Source organism: Nocardia rosealba (assembly GCF_020216065.1).
Lineage (GTDB): Bacteria > Actinomycetota > Actinomycetes > Mycobacteriales > Mycobacteriaceae > Nocardia > Nocardia rosealba.
Window position 1 is genome coordinate 134,071 of sequence record NZ_JAIWNA010000007.1, and the last position, 19,097, is coordinate 153,167.

Annotated in this window: 2 protein-coding genes; both read left to right on the forward strand. The window is 70.8% G+C overall.

All coding sequences use genetic code 11. The features are described 5' to 3' along the window. Positions 1–11: 11 nt before the first annotated feature. Positions 12–17,699, forward strand: coding sequence for a non-ribosomal peptide synthetase (locus LDL21_RS23785; protein ID WP_225281826.1), 17,688 nt, complete (start codon positions 12–14; stop codon positions 17,697–17,699). Positions 17,700–17,904: 205 nt separating this feature from the next. Then, positions 17,905–18,927, forward strand: a complete 1,023-nt coding sequence (locus LDL21_RS23790) for an alpha/beta hydrolase (RefSeq protein ID WP_067491167.1) — start codon at positions 17,905–17,907, stop codon at positions 18,925–18,927. Positions 18,928–19,097 lie beyond the last annotated feature (170 nt).

The window sequence follows — 19,097 nt, forward strand, 5'->3', positions numbered from 1 at the left end:
ATGGGGCTGTCGTGACCAGGGCGTCGCGGGCGTCCGGGACCCGAGCCAGACAGCGGGGCAAGACGCTGCCGCAACTGCTGTCCGTCGCGGTGGAGTCCAACCCGGGTGGATTGGCGCTGAGCTGGTCCGACGGTGTGTCGGCGCCGGTTCGCCTGACCTACGGCGAACTCGACGAGCGCGCCAACCGGTTGGCCCGATTGCTGATCGAGCGTGGGGTCGGTCCCGAGGACGTGGTCGCCGTCGGTATCGGCCGCTCACCGGAGTCGGTGCTCGCCATGTGGGCGGTGACCAAGGCCGGTGCGGCCTTCCTGCCCGTCGACCCGAACTACCCGCAGGCGCGGGTGTCGCACATGCTCGCCGACGCGGGCGCGGTGGTCGGGCTGTCGATGTCGGCGGCCGTCGATCGCCTGCCCGCCACCGTCGACTGGTTGTGTCTGGACGATCCCTCGGTGCGCCGCGCCGCCGAGGAACACCCCGGCGACCCGGTGACCTTCGCCGACCGGGTGCGCCCGCTGCGGCTGCAGCATCCCGCCTACGTGGTGTACACCTCCGGATCGACCGGTCTGCCCAAGGGCGTCGTGGTCACCCACGCCGGTCTCGCGGGCTACTGCGCCGAGCAACGCGCCCACTACGGCATCGAACCCACCTCGCGCACTCTGCATTTCGCGTCGCCGTCGTTCGACGCCGCCGTGCTGGAACTGCTGATGGCCGTGGGTGCGGGGGCGACCATGGTGATCGCGCCCGCGGGCATCCTCGGCGGTGCCGAGCTGGCCGAGGTGCTGCGCCGCGAGTCGGTGACGCACATGTTCATCACCACCGCCGCCCTTGCCTCGCTCGATCCCACCGGCCTCGACGAACTGGCCGTGGTCACCACCGGTGGTGAGGCGTGTCCGCCGGATCTGATCCGCCGCTGGGCTACCGGCACCCGGCGTTTCCACGATTGCTACGGGCCGACCGAGACCACCATCGTCACCAATATCAGTGCGCCGCTGGAGATCGGCGACACGGTGAACATCGGTGCCCCGCTGCGTGGGGTCACCGAGTACGTGCTCGACGAACGCCTCGTCCGCGTGCCCGACGGCATGATCGGCGAGCTGTACATCGCGGGTAACGGGCTGGCGCGCGGCTACCACCGCAGGCCCGCACTCACCGCTTCCCGGTTCGTCACCGACCCGTTCGATCCGGCGGGTGGGCGCATGTATCGCACCGGCGATCTGGTGCGCAGACGACCCGACGGCGCCATCGAATTCGTGGGACGCAACGACTTCCAGGTGAAGGTGCGCGGATTCCGCATCGAGCTCGGCGAGATCGACACCGTGCTCACCGCGCACGAGTCCGTCGACTTCGCGGTGACCGTCGGCCACGAACTCGACAACGGCACAACGATTCTCGCCGCCTACGTGCATGCCGCGCCGGGCGCCTCGATCGATCTCGACGAGGTGCTCGCCCACGCCAAGGCCGGTCTGCCCGCCCACATGGTGCCGACCGCGCTGACGGTGCTCGACACCATCCCGCTCACCCCCGTCGGCAAGCTCGACCGCGCCGCGCTGCCCGCCCCCACCCTGCGCGCCGCCGAGTTCCGCAGGCCGTCCGGTGCGATGGAGGAGCTGGTCGCCGCGGTCTTCACCGACCTGCTGCACCCGGCCGACCCGATCGGCGCCGACGACGACTTCTTCGCCCTCGGCGGCAACTCCCTGCTCGCCACCCGGGTCGCGGCTCGGCTCGGCGCCGAACTGTCCACCCGCGTTCCGGCCGGGCATGTCTTCGAAAGTCCCACTGTCGCGGGGCTTGCCGCGCTGCTCGAGCCGCTGAAAGGTGCCGGAGGACACGCACCGTTGACCCGGCGTGGCCGGCCCGAGCTGATTCCGCTCTCGCCCGCGCAGCGGCGGATGTGGTTCCTCAACCAGTTCGACCCGAACTCCACGGCCGAGACGATCCCGTTCGCCCTGCGCCTGACCGGACCGTTCGACGCGCACGCGCTGTACGCGGCGCTGTCGGATCTGGTCGGCAGGCACGAATCCCTGCGCACCTGGTACCCGGTGCTCACCGCCGGTGAAACCGCCGACGGCGACGGTGTGGCCGAAGGTGTCGGGCACCAGGTGATCCTGCCCGCCGCCGAAGCGGTGCCCGAGGTGCTCGTAGACAGTTTGTCCGAGGACGAATTGCCGCTCTGGCTGGCCGAATTCGCCGCCAAGGGTTTCGATGTGGCGGCCGGGGTGCCGCTGCGGGTGGCGCTGGCCGAGCTCGGCCCGCGCGATCATGTGGTCGCGATCGCCCTGCACCACATCACCGCCGACGGTGCCTCCATCACCCCACTGCTGCGCGACCTGCTCGGTGCCTACCTGGCTCGGCGCAACCGGTCCCGGCCCAGCTGGGCGCCTCTGCCGGTGCAATACGCCGACTACACGCTGTGGCATCGCGAACTGCTCGGCGCCGAGGACGATCCCGACTCCCTGGCCGCCGCCCAGATCGCCTTCTGGCGCAACACCCTCGCCGCCCTGCCCGACCGCCTCGACCTGCCGACCGACCGTCCGCGTCCCCCCGTATTCAGCGGTCGCGGTGCGGAATTCGGCTTCCAGATCCCCGCCGCCGTGCACACCGCCCTCGCCGACCTGGCCCAACGTACCGGCACCTCGGAGTTCATGGTCGTGCACGCCGCGCTCGCGGTGCTGCTGAGCCGGGTGGCCCACACCGACGACATCGCCATCGGCACCCCGGTGGCCGGGCGCGGTGCCCGCGAACTCGACGACCTGATCGGCATGTTCGTCAACACCCTGGTCCTGCGCACCCAGGTGGACCAGCGGGCGAGCTTCCTCGAGCTGCTGCGGGCGACCAAACGCGCCGACCTGGCCGCGTTCGCCCATGCCGACCTGCCCTTCGAACGGCTCGTCGAACTGCTCGACCCGGTGCGCTCGCAGGCGCATCATCCGCTGTTCCAGGTGGCGCTGTTCTTCCAGAACCTCGACCTGCCGACGCTGCGGCTGCCCGGCATGGAAGTGGCACCCGTCGAATTCGGTGGCGCGGTCGCACGTTTCGACCTGCAACTGACCGTCGTGCCCGGTACCGATCCGGCCGAACCGATGGCGGCGCTGTTCACCTACGCCACCGATCTGTTCGACGCGGCGTCCATCGAGAACCTGGCCGGGCGCTTCACCCGCCTGCTCTCGGCGGTGACCGCCGAGCCGTCGCTGAGTGTGGCCGAGGTCGACCTGCTCACCGACGAGGAACGTCACCAGAGCATCGTCGCCTGGAACGACACCACCCACCCGGTGGCGCCGGAGCTCGTGCTCGAAGCCTATCGCCGTGCGGTGCAGGCACATCCGTCGGCAACGGCGCTGGTGTACGAGGGCGTCGCGCTCACCTATCGGCAGTTCGACGAGCGGGTCAACGCGCTGGCCCGCGTGCTGATCGGTGCGGGTGTCGGCCCGGAAAGCCTTGTCGGACTGGCTGTTCGGCGCTCGCCGGAACTGGTGATCGGGATGTACGCGGTGCTCACCGCCGGTGGCGCCTACGTGCCGCTCGACCCGGATCACCCGGCCGACCGCATCGCCTACATCCTCGACACCGCCCGCCCCGCCTGCGTGGTGAGCACCCGCGCCGACGCCACAGCCCTCCCCACGGGGATCGGCGTGGTGCTGGTCGACGAACTCGACACCACCGGTGTGTCCGTCGAGCCGGTGCGCCCCGAGGAACTCCTCGCCCCGCTGCACCCCGAGCACCCCGCCTACGTCATCTTCACCTCCGGTTCCACCGGCAAACCCAAGGGCGTGCTGATCTCGCACGCCGCCATCCACAACCAGCTGGTGTGGATGCTGGCGAAATACCCCCTGGTCCTGGGCGACGTCTACCTCCAGAAGACCGCGACCACCTTCGACGTGTCCCTCTGGGGTTACTTCCTCCCCTTGCGCGTGGGAGCCACTCTGCTGCTGGCCACCCCCGACGGCCACCGCGATCCGGCGTACCTCATCGATCTCATCGACACCCACCGCGTCACCGTCACCGACTTCGTGCCGTCGATGCTCACGGTTTTCGCGGCGCAGGCTCGCGCCGACCGGCCGGAAGTCGAGTCCGCGACGAGCGGGTCGGCACCTGGCGACAACGCTGCCGGTGTGGTCGCCGACGCCACGCAGGCCTCGGGCGGACCCGCCGACTCGGCATCGCCGCGAGGCGTGGCGGGTGGGCTGCCGCAGCGTGTGCCCGGGAATTCCGCGGGGCTCCGAGGTGGTTCGGCGACGAGCGGTGGCGATGCCGGTCAGGCTTCGTCCGGGCTCGGTGGCTCGACGCAGTCCGGTTCGGGTTCGCGACAGGCGCACGGTCTGGGTGGTCCGTCCCCGGCGGCCCCGTCGGGATCCGTCGGGGATCGTGTCACCCGCGAGCGGCTCTTGCGTTCCGCGCTGGCTACCGCGCCCGCTCAGGAGGACGAGCCGCCCGCGTGGTCGCTGCGGGCCTCGCGGACCTCGGCCAACCCGCTGCCCGGGCCGGTCGGGGCCGAGCCTGCCAGCTTGTCGACATTGCGCGACGTCTTCGTGATCGGTGAGGCGTTGCCGCCGGAAACCGTCGATGCCATGGCCGAGGTGTGTTCGGCGCGGCTGCACAATCTGTACGGGCCGACCGAGGCCGCTGTCTCGGTGACCTACTGGCCCGCCAGGGCGGGGGAGCGGTCGGTGCCGATCGGTCTGCCGCAGTGGAACACCCGGGTGTACGTGCTCGACGAGCGGCTGCGGCCGGTGCCGCCGGGCGTCGCGGGTGAGCTCTATCTCGCGGGCGATCAGCTCGCGCGCGGGTATGTCGCGCGGCCCGGTCTCACCGCCGATCGGTTCGTCGCCGACCCGTTCGCCGCCGATTTCGGTGGCTCGGTGACCGGTGCCGCCCGCATGTACCGCACCGGTGACCTGGTGGTGTGGCGCAGGCCGACCGCCGGGGAGCCCCAGCGGCTCGACTACCTGGGACGCATCGACTTCCAGGTGAAGTTCCGTGGCCAGCGCATCGAGCTCGGTGAGATCGAAACCGCGCTGCTGGCAAGTGAATCCGTGAGCCAGGCAGTGTCGGTGGTTACCGCGACCGAACTGGGCGATCAGCTGGTGGCCTATGTGGTTCCGGCGCCCGGTCGCGCCGCCGATCCGGATCGTCTGCTCGCCCTGGTATCCAAAACGCTTCCGGCGTACATGGTTCCGGCCGCCATCACCGTGCTCGACGAATTGCCACTCAATCCGAGCGGCAAACTCGACCGCAAAGCGCTGCCCACACCGCATTTCACCACGCGCGCCTTCCGTGCCCCCGCGACCGCGGCTGAGCGGCTGGTCGCCGCGCTCTACGGAGAAGTGCTGGGGCGCAAGGACATCGGCGCCGAAGACGACTTCTTCGCCCTCGGCGGGAACTCCCTTGTCGCGACCCGGCTGGTCGCCCGTCTCGGCGCCGCCACCGGTAGCCGCATCCCCGTGCGCACCCTGTTCGAGCACCCGACGGTCGCGGCGTTCGCCGCCACCCTCGACCCGGCCGCCGTCGACGCGACGGCGGACACCGTCTCCACCCTCGGCAACCTGGACCGCCCGGCCGACCTCCCACTGTCACCGGCCCAGCGCCGCATGTGGTTCCTCAACCGCTTCGATCAGGGCGCCACCGGCGACGGCACCGCCGCCTACAACCTCCCCTTCGCCCTGCGCCTCACCGGCAACCTGGACGTCGCGGCCCTCACCACGGCCCTGCACGACGTCCTCGCCCGCCACGAGGTCCTGCGCACCGTCTACCCCGACTCCGGCGACGGCCCGATCCAGCGGATCCTGCCCGCCGACGAGGTCGACCTCGGCATCACGGTCCACCGCATCGGTGAACCCGCCGACCCCTTCGCCACCACCAAGCTCCCGGTCGTGAACATTGCCGCCGGTGCGGATCACCCGACCTCCGGTGTTTCCGGCTTCGGGGACGATCAGCCCGCCGGTGTGGGCGCCGCCGAGTCCGGGTCCGGCGCGGAGCTGGTCGAACAGATCACCGCACTGGCTTCGACCGCCTTCGATGTGACGGCCGAGGTGCCCTTGCGGGTGCGGTTGTTCGAGGTGACCGGTGCCGATCCGGACGCGCCGACGGAATACGTGCTCGCGGTGGTGGTGCATCACATCGCGGCCGACGCCTCGTCGATGGCGCCGTTGGTACGCGACATGACCACCGCCTATCTCGCACGGGCGGCCGGTCACGCGCCCGACTGGGCGAGTCTGCCGGTGCAGTACGCCGACTACGCGCTGTGGCAGGTGGATCGGCTGGGCGCCGAAAGCGACTCCGAATCGCTTGCGGCACAACAGGTTGCCTTCTGGCAGGCGGAACTGTCCGAGCTGCCGGACCTGCTGGAACTGCCCGCTGATCGCCCGCGCCCCGCCGTCGCCTCGCTCGCCGGTGACCGGGTGCCGGTGCGGATCGACGCCGACACCCACGCCGGGCTCGCGCGGATCGCGCAGCAGACCGGTTCGACGGTCTTCATGGTGCTGCACACGGCCTTCGCCGTGCTGCTCGCGCGGCTGGCCGGTACCGCCGACGTGGCGGTCGGGACACCCGTCGCCGGACGCGGGGAACGCGAACTCGACGACCTGATCGGCATGTTCGTCAACACCGTCGTCCTGCGCACCCGCTACGACGGGAGCGCGGCCTTCACCGAGCTGCTCGCCGACCAGCGCTCCCGCGATCTGGCCGCCTTCGCCGCCGCCGATGTGCCCTTCGAACGGCTCGTGGAGGTCCTCGACCCGCCGCGTTCCACGGCACGTCACCCGCTGTTCCAGGTCGGCCTGTCCTTCCAGAACGTGGACCACGCCACCCTCGAACTGCCGGGTCTGCGGATCGCCCCGGTGCCCGCGGATCTCGCGGTCTCGCAATTCGACCTGCACCTGATCGTCGGTGACGGGTACGGCGGGGACGGCACCCCCACCGGCATCGAAGGGTTCTTCACCTACGCCACCGACCTGTTCGACACCGCCACCGTGGCCGGGTTCGCCGAGCGGCTGAACCTGCTGCTCGACGCGATCGTGCGTGAACCGGCCCGGGTGGTCGGCGATGTCGATCTGCGCACGGCCGTCGAACGGGCGAGCGAAATCGTCAGCGGTGCCGCCGATCTCGCGATGCCGACGGGCACCCTCGCCGATCTGCCCGCCGCCGCGCGGCCCGAAGCGATCGCCCTTGTCGCGGACCTGCCCGAGGGCCGTCTCGAACTGACCTATGCCGAGTTCGAGGCGCGTGCGAATCGCCTTGCCCGCCATCTCATCTCGCTCGGTGTCGGCCCGGAGACGTTGGTCGCGCTCGCCCTGCCCCGCTCGGTGGACCTGGTGGTCGCCATGTACGCGGTGGCTCGTTCCGGCGGCGCCTACGTGCCGATCGACCCGGATCAACCCGCCGACCGCACCGACTACATCCTGCACACCGCAGCCCCGATCTGCGTGCTGACCAACGGCTTCCGCACCGACGCGGCGCCCGTGGTCCGGGTGGACCATCCGGCGGTGCAGTCCGCCGATCCGGCCCCGGTGACCGATGCGGATCGTCGCGCGCCGCTGCGTCCGGAGAACACGGCCTACGTCATCTTCACCTCGGGATCCACCGGACGACCCAAGGGTGTCGCGGTCCCGCATGCGGCTGTGGTCAACCAATTGCAGTGGCTTCGTGCCGAATTCGAGACGACCGCCGCCGACGCGTTCCTGCTGAAGACGCCCGCCACTTTCGACCTCTCGGTGTGGGAGTTCTGGTCGGCGGCCGTCTGTGGTGGACGCCTGGTGATCGCCGCACCCGACGGGCACCGCGATCCGGCCTACCTGGACGCGCTCATCGCCGACGCGGACGTCACCACCCTCACGGCGGTCCCGTCGCTGCTCGACACCTTGGTCGGCTACTGGGAGGCGGCAACGCCCCCGCTGCGCCGCATCCTGGCCATCGGCGAAACGCTGCCCGCGGCGCTGGCGCAGCGATTGCTGAATGCCCTGCCGGACGACAGGATCGACAATCTCTACGGCCCCACCGAGGCGGCCGTCTCGATCACCGACCATCGGGTGACCTCCGCCGATACCGAGACCGTTCCCATCGGCGCGCCCGAGTGGAACAGCCGTGTCTACGTGCTCGACGAGCGTCTGCGTCCCGTGCCACCCGGCGTGCGTGGCGAGCTGTACCTCGGTGGTGTTCAGCTGGCCAGGGGTTACCTGCGCAAACCGGCCCTCACCGCCGAACGCTTCCTGGCCGACCCCTTCCAGCCGGGTGCCCGGATGTACCGCACCGGCGACCTGGTCATCCGCACGCCCGCGGACAGTGGGACCCATGGCGAACTGATCTACCTGGGCCGCACCGACTTCCAGATCAAGGTCCGTGGCTTCCGGGTGGAACCCGGCGAGGTCGAAGCCGCGCTCCTGGGCCTCCCGCAGGTCGCGCAAGTCGCCGTCCTGGCACGCACCGACGCCCATTACGGCGACCGCCTCGTCGCGTACGTGGTGCCGACGGCCTCCCGCGCGGCCGAAGGTGGAGACATCACCGGGGCGTCCGGCGGCACCGCTCCAGGGGCGAGCACGTACCCGGCTGTCGGCGGCACCCGCTCTGAATCGGCCGCCGACCGCGCCGCGCATTTCGGTGCTGCCGAGAACTCGGTCGCGGCATCCGCCCCGGCCGTTCGCCCGGAACTCGATGTGGCGCAGGTCAAGTCCGCGCTGCGGGAGAAACTGCCCGCGTACCTGGTACCTGAGGCATTCGTGGTGCTCGATGCGCTGCCTCGCACCGTCAACGGCAAACTGGACCGCACTGCGCTGCCCGCGCCGGTCTTCGAATCCGCCGCTTTCCGGGCGCCGACGACGCCTACGGAGCAGTTGATCGCCGGGGTCTACGCAGACATCCTCGGGGTGGACGACGTCGGTGCCGATGACGACTTCTTCGCCCTCGGCGGCAACTCGCTGCTCGCGACCCGTGCGGCCGCCCGCATCGCCGAGGCGTTGAACCGTGCGGTGGGCGTGCGACTGCTGTTCGAGGCCCCGACGGTCACCGAACTCGCGCTGCGGGTACACCGGGCCGACGAGTTGTCGGCCGCGCGCCCGGTCGCGGGACCGCGCCCGGCCCAGGTGCCGCTGTCGCTGGCCCAACAGCGCATGTGGCTGCTCAACCAGCTCGACCCCGACGCGACCGTCTACAACATCCCCGCCGCCATCCGCCTCACCGGCACCCTCGACCTGCCCGCCCTAGAGGCCGCCGTCCGCGACCTGTTCACCCGCCACGAAGTCCTGCGCACCCGCTACCCGGCGACCCCGCACGATCGGACCCGTCAGCCTGCGGCGCTCACCAGGGGAACCGCCGCCGGGCAACCTGCGACCGGTGCGTCGGTGGATGCCAGCACAGCGCACCGTGGCACGGGGACGGCTGGGCAATCGGCGACCGGTGCGTCGGCGGGCGCCAGCACAGGGCATCGCGGCACGGGGACGGCTGGGCAACCGGCGACCGGTGCGTCGGCGGGCGCCACGGCCGGGCGCGGCACCGAACGGGGTCCTGTGCAGGAGGTGCTGGCACCGGGGGCGGTCGACCTCGACCTCACGCCCGTACCGGTCACCGCCGACGACGTGCTCGCCGAAGTGCGATGCACCGCCTCGACCGGGTTCGATGTCACCGCCGCGCCACCGGTCCGGTTGCGTCTGCTCCGGCTGAGTGCCGACGAACACGTGCTGGTGTTCGTCGCGCATCACATCGCCGCCGACGGCTTTTCGATGGGCCCACTCACCAGGGACCTGGTGCTCGCCTACACCGCGCGCACCTCGGGCGCCGCGCCCGCGTGGACGCCACTGCCCCTCCAATACGTCGATTACGCGGTGTGGCAACGCGATACGCTCGGCGACGAGGCGGACCCGTCATCGATCGCCGCGAACCAGCTCGCCTACTGGACCACCGAACTCGCCGACCTCCCCGACGAGATCGACCTGCCGACCGACCGGCCGCGCCCGGCGGTGCAGTCCTTCGCCGGTACCACAACAGGTTTCGACATCGACGCCGACCTGCACGCCGGACTCGCCGCACTGGCCCGCCGCGAAGGCGTCACCGTGTTCATGGTCGTGCAGGCCGCGCTCGCCACCCTCCTGGCCCGCCTGTCCGGCACCGACGACGTCGCCATCGGGACCCCGATCGCCGGTCGCGGCGCGCGAGAACTCGACGACCTCGTCGGCATGTTCGTCAACACCCTCGTGCTGCGCAGCCGCGTCGCGGGCGACGAACCGTTCACCGCGCTGCTCGCCGCCACCCGCGACACCGACCTGCGCGCCTTCGCCCACGCCGACGTCCCGTTCGAGCGGGTCGTCGACGCGGTCCGACCGGCCCGCTCGACCAGCAGGCACCCCCTGTTCCAGGTGGCGCTGTCGTTCGAGAACCTCGCCCCGGTGACCGTGGAACTGCCCGGTCTCGCCGTGCACGCCCTCGACGCCCGCACCGCCGACGCCAAGTTCGACCTGCTGCTCACCGTGCGCGAACAGCAGCGCAACGGCGGCATGTACGCCGAATTCACCTACGCCACCGACCTGTTCGACGAATCGACGGTCCGTACCCTCGGCGCCCGTTTCGCACGCCTGCTCGCCGCAGTCGTCGCCGACCCCACCGTGCCCGTCGGCGATATCGACTTGCTCGACGACCAGGAACTCGCCGCGCAGACAACCTTCGCGGGCCCACCCGCCGCGCCGCCGCGCACCCTCGCCCAGCTCATGGGCGACGCCGTCCGCGCCAACCCGTCGGGAATCGCGCTACGCGGCGAAGGACGCGGCTTCACCTACACCGACCTCGACGCGGCCGCCAACCAGTTGGCCCGTGCGCTCATCGCGCGTGGCGCGGGCCCGGAAGTGCCGGTGGCCGTCGCCATCCGGCGATCGGTGGAATCCGTCCTCGCGCTGTGGGCCATCGCCCGCACCGGCGCGGTGATCGTGCCGATCGACCCCGGCTACCCCCTCGACCGGATCGCGCACATGGTCGCCGATTCGGGTGCGACCCTCGGCGTCACCCTGGCCGCCGAACTCGCCGACCTGCCCGCGTTGCCCGCCGCCGGTGGCTGGGTGGCGCTCGACGACCGCGCGTTCACCGCCGAGGTCGCGGCCAATCCCGGTGTCGGGCTGCGCGAGATCGAGCTCCTCGGCACCGCGCGCCCGGACGGTGCCGCGTACATGATCTACACCTCCGGGTCGACCGGTCTGCCCAAGGGCGTCGTGGTCACTCATGCCGGTGTCGCCAACTTCTGCGCCGAACAGGTCGAGCGCTACCGGCTCGACAAGTCCACGCGCGCACTGGCATTCGCCTCACCGTCGTTCGACGCGTCCATGCTGGAACTACTGCTCGCCCTCGGCGGTGCCGGCACGCTCGTCGTCGCCCCGGCCGACAGTGTCGGCGGCACCGACCTGGCCGAACTGATCCGCACGGAAGGGGTGACCCATGCCTTCCTCACCCCGACCGTGCTCGCCACCCTGGAGCCCGAGGGCCTGCCCGACCTGCGCGTCCTGATCGTCGGCGGCGAGCACCTGCCCGCCGACCTCGCCGCCGGATGGGACGCGCTGCCGCAGCGCCGCCTGCACAACGCCTACGGCCCCACCGAGGCGACCATCGCCGCCACGATCAGCGCACCGCTGCACGGCACCGACGTGCACATGGGCGGCCCGATCCGTGGCCTCCGCGCACTGATCCTCGATCCGCGCCTGCACCCGGTGCCCGAAGGCACCACCGGTGAGCTCTACGTGGGCGGTATCCAGCTGGCCCGCGGCTACCACCAGCGGGCGGGCCTCACCGCCACCCGCTTCGTCGCCGATCCGTACGGGCCGGCCGGGTCACGCCTCTACCGCACCGGCGACCTCGTCCGCCGTCGCGGCGACGTGCTGGAATTCGTGGGCCGCAACGACTTCCAGGTGAAGATCCGCGGCCTGCGCATCGAACTCGGCGAGATCGACGCCGTGCTGGCCGGCGTCCCCGGCGTCGGCTGGGTCACCACCGTCGGTCGCGACAACGGCACCGGATCCACCATGCTGGTGTCGTACGTGCAGGGCACCGACCTGGAACCGAGCGCGCTCACGGCCGCCGCCGCCAAGGTGCTGCCGGACTACATGGTGCCCGCCGCCGTCGTCGCGCTCGACGACCTGCCGCTCACCCCGAGCGGCAAACTAGACCGCCGCGCCCTGCCTGATCCGGTGCTCGGCCGCCGCGAGTTCCGACCGCCGCGTAGCTCGGCCGAACGCGCTGTCGCCCGCGTGATCGGTGAGGTGCTCGGCCACGACCGGGTCGGTGTGGACGACGACTTCTTCGCCCTCGGCGGCGACAGCATCACTGCCATCCAGGTGGTGTCGCGGGCCGCCGACGCGGGCGTCACCCTCCGTCCGCGCGACCTGTTCGCCGCGCGGACCGTGGCCGCTCTCGCCGAACGCGCGCAACTCACCGCCGAGGCGACCACCCGCACCGGCGCCTTGCCGCTCACCGCCACCGCCGCCCAGCTCCTGGAAGCGGGGGAGCAGGCCGTCGAACCACGCGCACTGCTGCTCGACGTGCCTGCCGACTGCCCCCACGAGGCCGTCGCCGCCGTCGCGGCCGCGGTGATGAACCAGCACCCCATGCTGTGGGCGGTCCTCGACCGCACCGAACCCGACCCGGTACTGCGCATCCCGCCGCCCGCGGAACGCACCGGCGGCGCCTTCCGCAGACTGGCCGGTGAGGACGGCGAGGCCTCGCTGCCCGTGGACGACATCGTCGCCGCCGCGGCCGCCGCGCTCGACCCCGACGAGGGTCGCAACATCCACTTCATCCTCACCGGCGACGGCCCGTTCACCCTCGTCGTGGTGGCCAATGCGCTCGTGCTGGACGAGGTTTCCTGGCGCGCCGTGGTCGACCAGCTCACCACCGCCTGGAGCCGGGGCCGCCACGCCGCACCCTCGGCACCCGACGCGGGTCTCGACGACCTCATCCGCCGCCTCGCCGACTACCCGTCCTCGCCCGCCGCCCGTGCCGAACGCGAGTACTGGCACCGCGCCGTGCGCGCCAGGGTGGCCGATCCGGGCGACCTGCGCCAGCGTCGCCGGGTATCGCTGAGCATCACCGGCGAGGGCACCGCCGCCGTCGGCACCGTCGCCGAGGCCTACCGCGCCACGCTCGACGAGGTGCTGCTCACCGCCGTCGCCCTCGCACTGCACACCGCAGCCGATTCGGCGGCCGTCCGCGCGATCGGCAGCGTCGTCCGGCTGCGCGCCGACCAGCGCGTCCTCGGACGGCACGACGCGGAGAACGTGGTCGGCGGATTCACCACCGACTTCCCGCTCGCCCTCCGCCTCGACGGCGTCGACCCGGCCGACGCGCTCGTCGGCGGCCCCGCCGCGGGCACGGCCCTGTCCCAGATCAAGGAACTGTGCCGCACCGTGCCCGCCCACGGCGCCGGTTTCGGACTGCTGCGCTATCTCGACGCCGACGCGGCCGACACCGTGCGCACCGTCGACCGCGGCCGTTTCGCGGTACGGGTGCGCGACCTAAGACCCGCCCGCGTCCACACGGACGTGGCCGTCGACGACCTGGTCCTCGTGCTCACCGTCGACGCCACCGCCGACGGCATGGTCGCCCGCTTCGACTATGCCGCAACAGTTCTCGATGCCGACGCGGTGAAGTACTTCGCCGAGCACTGGATCCGCGCCCTGGGCGGACTCGCCGAACACGGCCTGCGACCCGACGCGGGCGGATTCACCCCGTCGGACTTCGCCCTGGTCCGCCTCGGTCAGACCGAACTCGACCGCCTGGTGCGCCGCTACCCCCGGCTCAGCGACATCTGGCCGGTGACACCGCTGCAGTCCGGGATGCTGTTCCATGCCCTGCTCGCCGAGAACTCGGTCGACCCCTACATCACCCAGTTCGTGCTCGACCTCGACCCGGCCGTCGACACCGAACGCCTGCACACCGCTGCCCAGACCGTGCTCGACCGGCACGACAACCTGCGCGTCGCCTTCGCCACCGACCCGTCGGGCACACCGCTGCAGGTTGTCCTCGACGACGTGGACGTGCCGTGGCAGGTGATCGATGCCGACGAAGCCACCTACGAACGCATCCGAAGTGCCGACCTGGCAACACATTTCGACATGGCCGTGGCGCCACAGCTGCGTTTCACCCTGGTCCGCACACCCCAGCGCGCACACCTGCTGGTGACCAGCCACCACATCCTCATCGACGGCTGGTCGATGCCGCTGCTGCTGCAGGAACTGCTCGCCGCCTACACCGTCGGGCGCACCCGTCGCCTGCCGAAACCGGCGCCGTACCGCGACTACCTGGCCTGGCTCACCGAACAGGATCTCGACGCCGCCCGGCAGGCCTGGCGTGGCGCGCTCACCGGCCTGGCCGAACCGACCCCGCTCGCCCCGGTCGAGAAGGGCCGCGAAATCGCCTCGGGCACAGGGGAAACCGGCTTCGCTCTCACACCTGCCGACACCGCGGCGCTGACCCGGCTCGCCGCCGACCTCGGCGTCACGGTGAACACCGTGGTGCAGGCGGCCTGGGGTCTGCTCATCGCCCGCCTCGTCGATCGCGACGACGTGGTGTTCGGTGCCACCGTCTCGGGCAGGCCCGCCGCGCTGCCCGGCGTGGAACGCATGGTCGGGCTGTTCCTCAACGCCATTCCGGTGCGGGTGCGGGTGCGGCCCGAGCACACCGTCGCCGAACTGCTGCGCACCCTGCAGGACGAGCAGGCCGCCCTGTTCGACCACCACTACCTCGGTCTCGGTGAGATCCAGGAGATCGTCGGTGTCGACGCGCTGTTCGATTCGCTCGTCGTGTTCGAGTCGTTCCCCGTCGACCGGGCGGCGATCGACCGGGCCGCCAGTGGGTCGGCCGCGATCACCGGTCTCGACGCGACCAACGGCACCCACTACCCGCTCACCGTGCAGGTGGTGGCAGGTGACCAACTGCGTGTGTCGGTGAAGTACCTGCGCGACGTGTTCGACGCCTACACCGCACACCTGCTGTCCCAGCGGTTCTCACTGCTGCTGGCCCGCTTCACGGCCGACCCGCAGTCCCGCCTCGGCGCACTAGACGTGCTGCTGGCCGACGAACGCGGCACCCTCACCACGCTCAACGTCACCGACGCACCGGAACTGCTCGACGACTCGACGCTGCTGACGCTGTTCGACGCCCAGGTGGCCCGCACACCCGACGCGGTCGCGGTGATCGACGGGGAGAACAGCTACACCTACGAGCAATTCGACGCCAGATCACGGAAACTGGCCGCCGCGCTGAGCGCGATCGGAGCCGGCCCGGAGGTGCTGATCGCGGTCGCCATGCGGCGCGGTATCGACCTCGTCACCAGCATCTACGCGGTGTTGCGCACGGGGGCGGCCTACGTACCGGTCGACCCGGACCATCCGGCCGAACGCACCGAACGCGTGCTCGCCGCCGCGGCACCGCTGTGTGTGCTCACGACCACGGGCACCGGATTCCACAGCAGCGCAAGGATCGTCGAGATCGACACCCTCGCCCCCGCGTCCGCACCGCTGGCCGAACCGGCGCCGGACAACCTCGCCTATGTGATCCACACTTCCGGCTCCACCGGAAAACCCAAGGGCGTCATGCTCACCCACCGTCAGCTCGTCGCCCAGTTCCGCTGGGCGCAACGCGACTACCTGCACAGCCCCGGCGATGTGGTGCTGCACAAGACACCGGTCACCTTCGACATCTCCACCTGGGAACTGCTGTGGCCGTTGCAGACCGGTGCGGCGGTGGTCATCGCCCGGCCCGACGGTCATCGCGACCCCGACTACCTCGCCGAGGTCATCACCGAAAATTCCGTCACCACTGTGCACTTCGTGCCGTCCATGCTGGATGCCTTCCTGACCGACCGCCGCGCGGGCGAACTGCCCTCGCTGCGACGGGTATTCGCCGCCGGTGAGGCACTGCAGGCACCGACCGCGCGCCGGTTCGCCGAGGTGCTCCCCGGAGCCGACCTCGTCAACTGGTACGGCCCGGCCGAGGCCACCGTCGTCACGGCGACCGAAGTGGCTACGGGGGAGCACATTCCGATCGGCAAACCGGTCGCCAACACGCGCGTCCACGTGCTCGACCGGCACCTGCGGCCGGTCCCGCCCGGCATCGCGGGCGAGCTGTACCTCGAAGGCGTGCAGCTGGCGCGTGGTTACCTCGCCGCGCCCGCGCTCACCGCCGAACGGTTCGTCGCCCACCCGGGTGGCGGCAGGCTCTACCGCACCGGCGACGTGGTCCGGCTCGATGCCGACGGCGCGCTGGAGTACCTGGGGCGCAGCGACTTCCAGGTGAAACTCCGGGGTCAGCGGATCGAGCTCGGTGAAGTCGAAGCGGTCCTGCGCGGGCATCCGGCGGTGCGGCACGCCGCCGTCGCCCTGGTGCACGGTCCGACCGGTGACCGCCTCGTCGGCTATGTCGTCCCCGCCGAAACGCCTGCCGAGCAGCCGGGAACCGCCACCCCGGCGGCGGGCTACTCCATCGAAAGCGGTGCGGGTACAAGTGGATTGGTCGAAGCCGAAGTGCTGGCCTATGCCCGCACCGCGCTCCCGGCGTACATGGTCCCCGCCACGCTGGTCGTGCTCACCGCGCTGCCGCTCAACGCCAGCGGCAAGCTCGACCGCAAAGCCCTGCCCGTCCCGGCGGCGACCACCCGGCCTTACCGGCCACCGACCACCCCGGTCCAGCGCGCGGTCGCCGAGGTCTTCGCCGAGGTGCTCGGCGCGGGCAAGGTCGGCCTCGACGACGACTTCTTCGAGCTCGGCGGCAACTCGCTCGTCGCGACCAAGGCCATCAGCAGGCTGCGCACCCGCGTCGGCGCCGACGTGCGCGTGCAGTGGTTCTTCAGCGACGCCACCGTGGCCGCGCTCGCCGAACGCATCGACGCCACCCAGGCGGGCGCCGGTGACTACGACCTCGAATCCGACGACGCCCTCGGCGTGCTGCTGCCCATCCGCAACCGCGTGCCGCACGGCACCGAAGCGGGTGGCCCGCTGTTCTGCGTGCACCCGATGTACGGGCTTGCCTGGTGCTATGCCGGGCTGGCTCAATACATTCCGGCGCGCCGACCGATCTTCGGTCTGCAGTCACCCGCGCTCAGCGAGTCCGGGTACCTGCCGGGCACCCTCGCCGCGATGGCCCGCCGCTACGTCATCGAGATCAAAGCCGTCCAGCCACAGGGCCCCTACCGGCTGATGGGCTGGTCGCTCGGCGGTGTGCTCGCCCACGCCGTCGCCACCGAACTGCAGGCGGACGGCGAGCAGGTGAGCATGCTCGCCATGCTCGACTCGCACCCCGACATCGACGTCCCCGATTTCCACACCGCCGTGCGCGACGCGCTGGCCGAGCTCGGGGTCGACCTGAGCGCCGCCGTGGCGACCAACGGGGTGCGCGAACTCAGCGACGAGGCGCTGGCCGCCCTGCACGCGATCATCCCGGCCAACATGGCCGTGCTCACCCCCGAACGGGTGCGCCGCATCTATCGCAGCGCGGTGCGTTCGGCGGAACTGATCGCCGAGCACCGGCCCGCCGTATTCCGGGGCAGGCTGGAGTATTTCAGCGCCCTCGGACACGAGAAGGCGGCCGCGAACTGGGCCCGGTATGTCGACGGCGAAATCCGCGATCGGCCCATCGCCGTGGTGCACGATCAGATGACCTCACCGCAGGCACTCGCCGAGATCGGGCCGCGGCTCGCGGAGCTGCTCGACGCGGGTGACCGGGCGACCGGGCCGCGATGAGGCGGCTGTGGCTGATGCGGCATGATGTGACCGCGCTGTTGTAACGATTACTACTGTTGTATCGAGTGCATAACCCGTAAGGTTCTGCCGTGGTGCAACTACGCCCCGGGAAAACGGGTGCGGACCGAGTCGGAATTCGAGACGAAGCGAAGGTGCGAAAGTGATCCGTCGGCACACCCGGCGTCGTGGCCTCCGAGCCGCGGCGATGATCGCGGCAACGGCAGTGGCCGCCGGACTGTTGTCCGGCCTCGGCATCGCACCGGCTTCGGCCGACCCGATCATCGATTCCAAGAGCCTGCTCGCCAACCCGGTTTCCGAGGACGGTTCCAAGATCGTCAAGGCCGAGGTGAAGGATTCGCGCAGCCTGCGGTTGCACGTGTACTCGGCGGCCATGGACCAGAACATCATCGTCGACGTGCAGCGCCCCGCCGATGCCTCGGTCCCGCGCCCCACCCTGTACCTGCTCAACGGTGCGGGCGGCGGCGAGGATTCGGCGTCCTGGGTCGCCAAGACCGACGCGCTGGAATTCCTGTCGGACAAGAACGTCAACGTGATCCAGCCGATCGGTGGCTCCTGGAGCTACTACACCGACTGGATCAAGGACGACCCGGTCGTCGGCCGCAACAAGTGGAAGACCTTCTTCACCGAGGAACTGCCCCCGCTCGTCGACGGTGCGCTCGGCACCAACGGTGTGAACGCCATCGCGGGTCTGTCGACCTCCGGCACCACCGTTCTCGCGCTGCCGATCGCCAAGCCCGGCCTGTACAAGGCGGCCGCGGCCTACAGTGGCTGCGCGCAGACCTCCGACCCGGTCGGTTCGGAATTCGTGAAGCTCACGGTCGAGACGTGGGGCGGCGGCGACACCATGAACATGTGGGGCCCGCAGGGTTCCGAGGAATGGGTCAAGAACGACCCGTACGTGAACGCCGAAGGCCTGCGCGGCGTGGAACTGTACGTCTCCACCGGCAACGGCCTGCCCGGACCGTACGACACCCTCAACGGCCCCTACGCACTGCCCGGTGCCTACGGTCTGGCCAACCAGATCGTCATCGGCGGCATCATCGAGGCCGGCACCAACTACTGCACCAACAACCTGGCCAACCGGCTGAAAGAGCTGAACATCCCGGCCACCTTCAACTTCCGTCCCAACGGCACCCACTCGTGGGGCTACTGGCAGGACGAACTGAAACTGTCGTGGCCGACGCTGGCCCGGGGGCTCGGCCTCTAAGTTCCCCACGATTCACTCGAACCGTCCCGCTCGCACCGTCGCGAGCGGGACGGTTCGCGTTTGCCCGACTTCGTCACGCCGTTTGCGAATTGTGGTTAACTTAGGTTGACTGGTCCAGCGCCGTTGCGGACGGCGCCGAACCGTCGACGACGGTTCGCGCAACGGGAAGT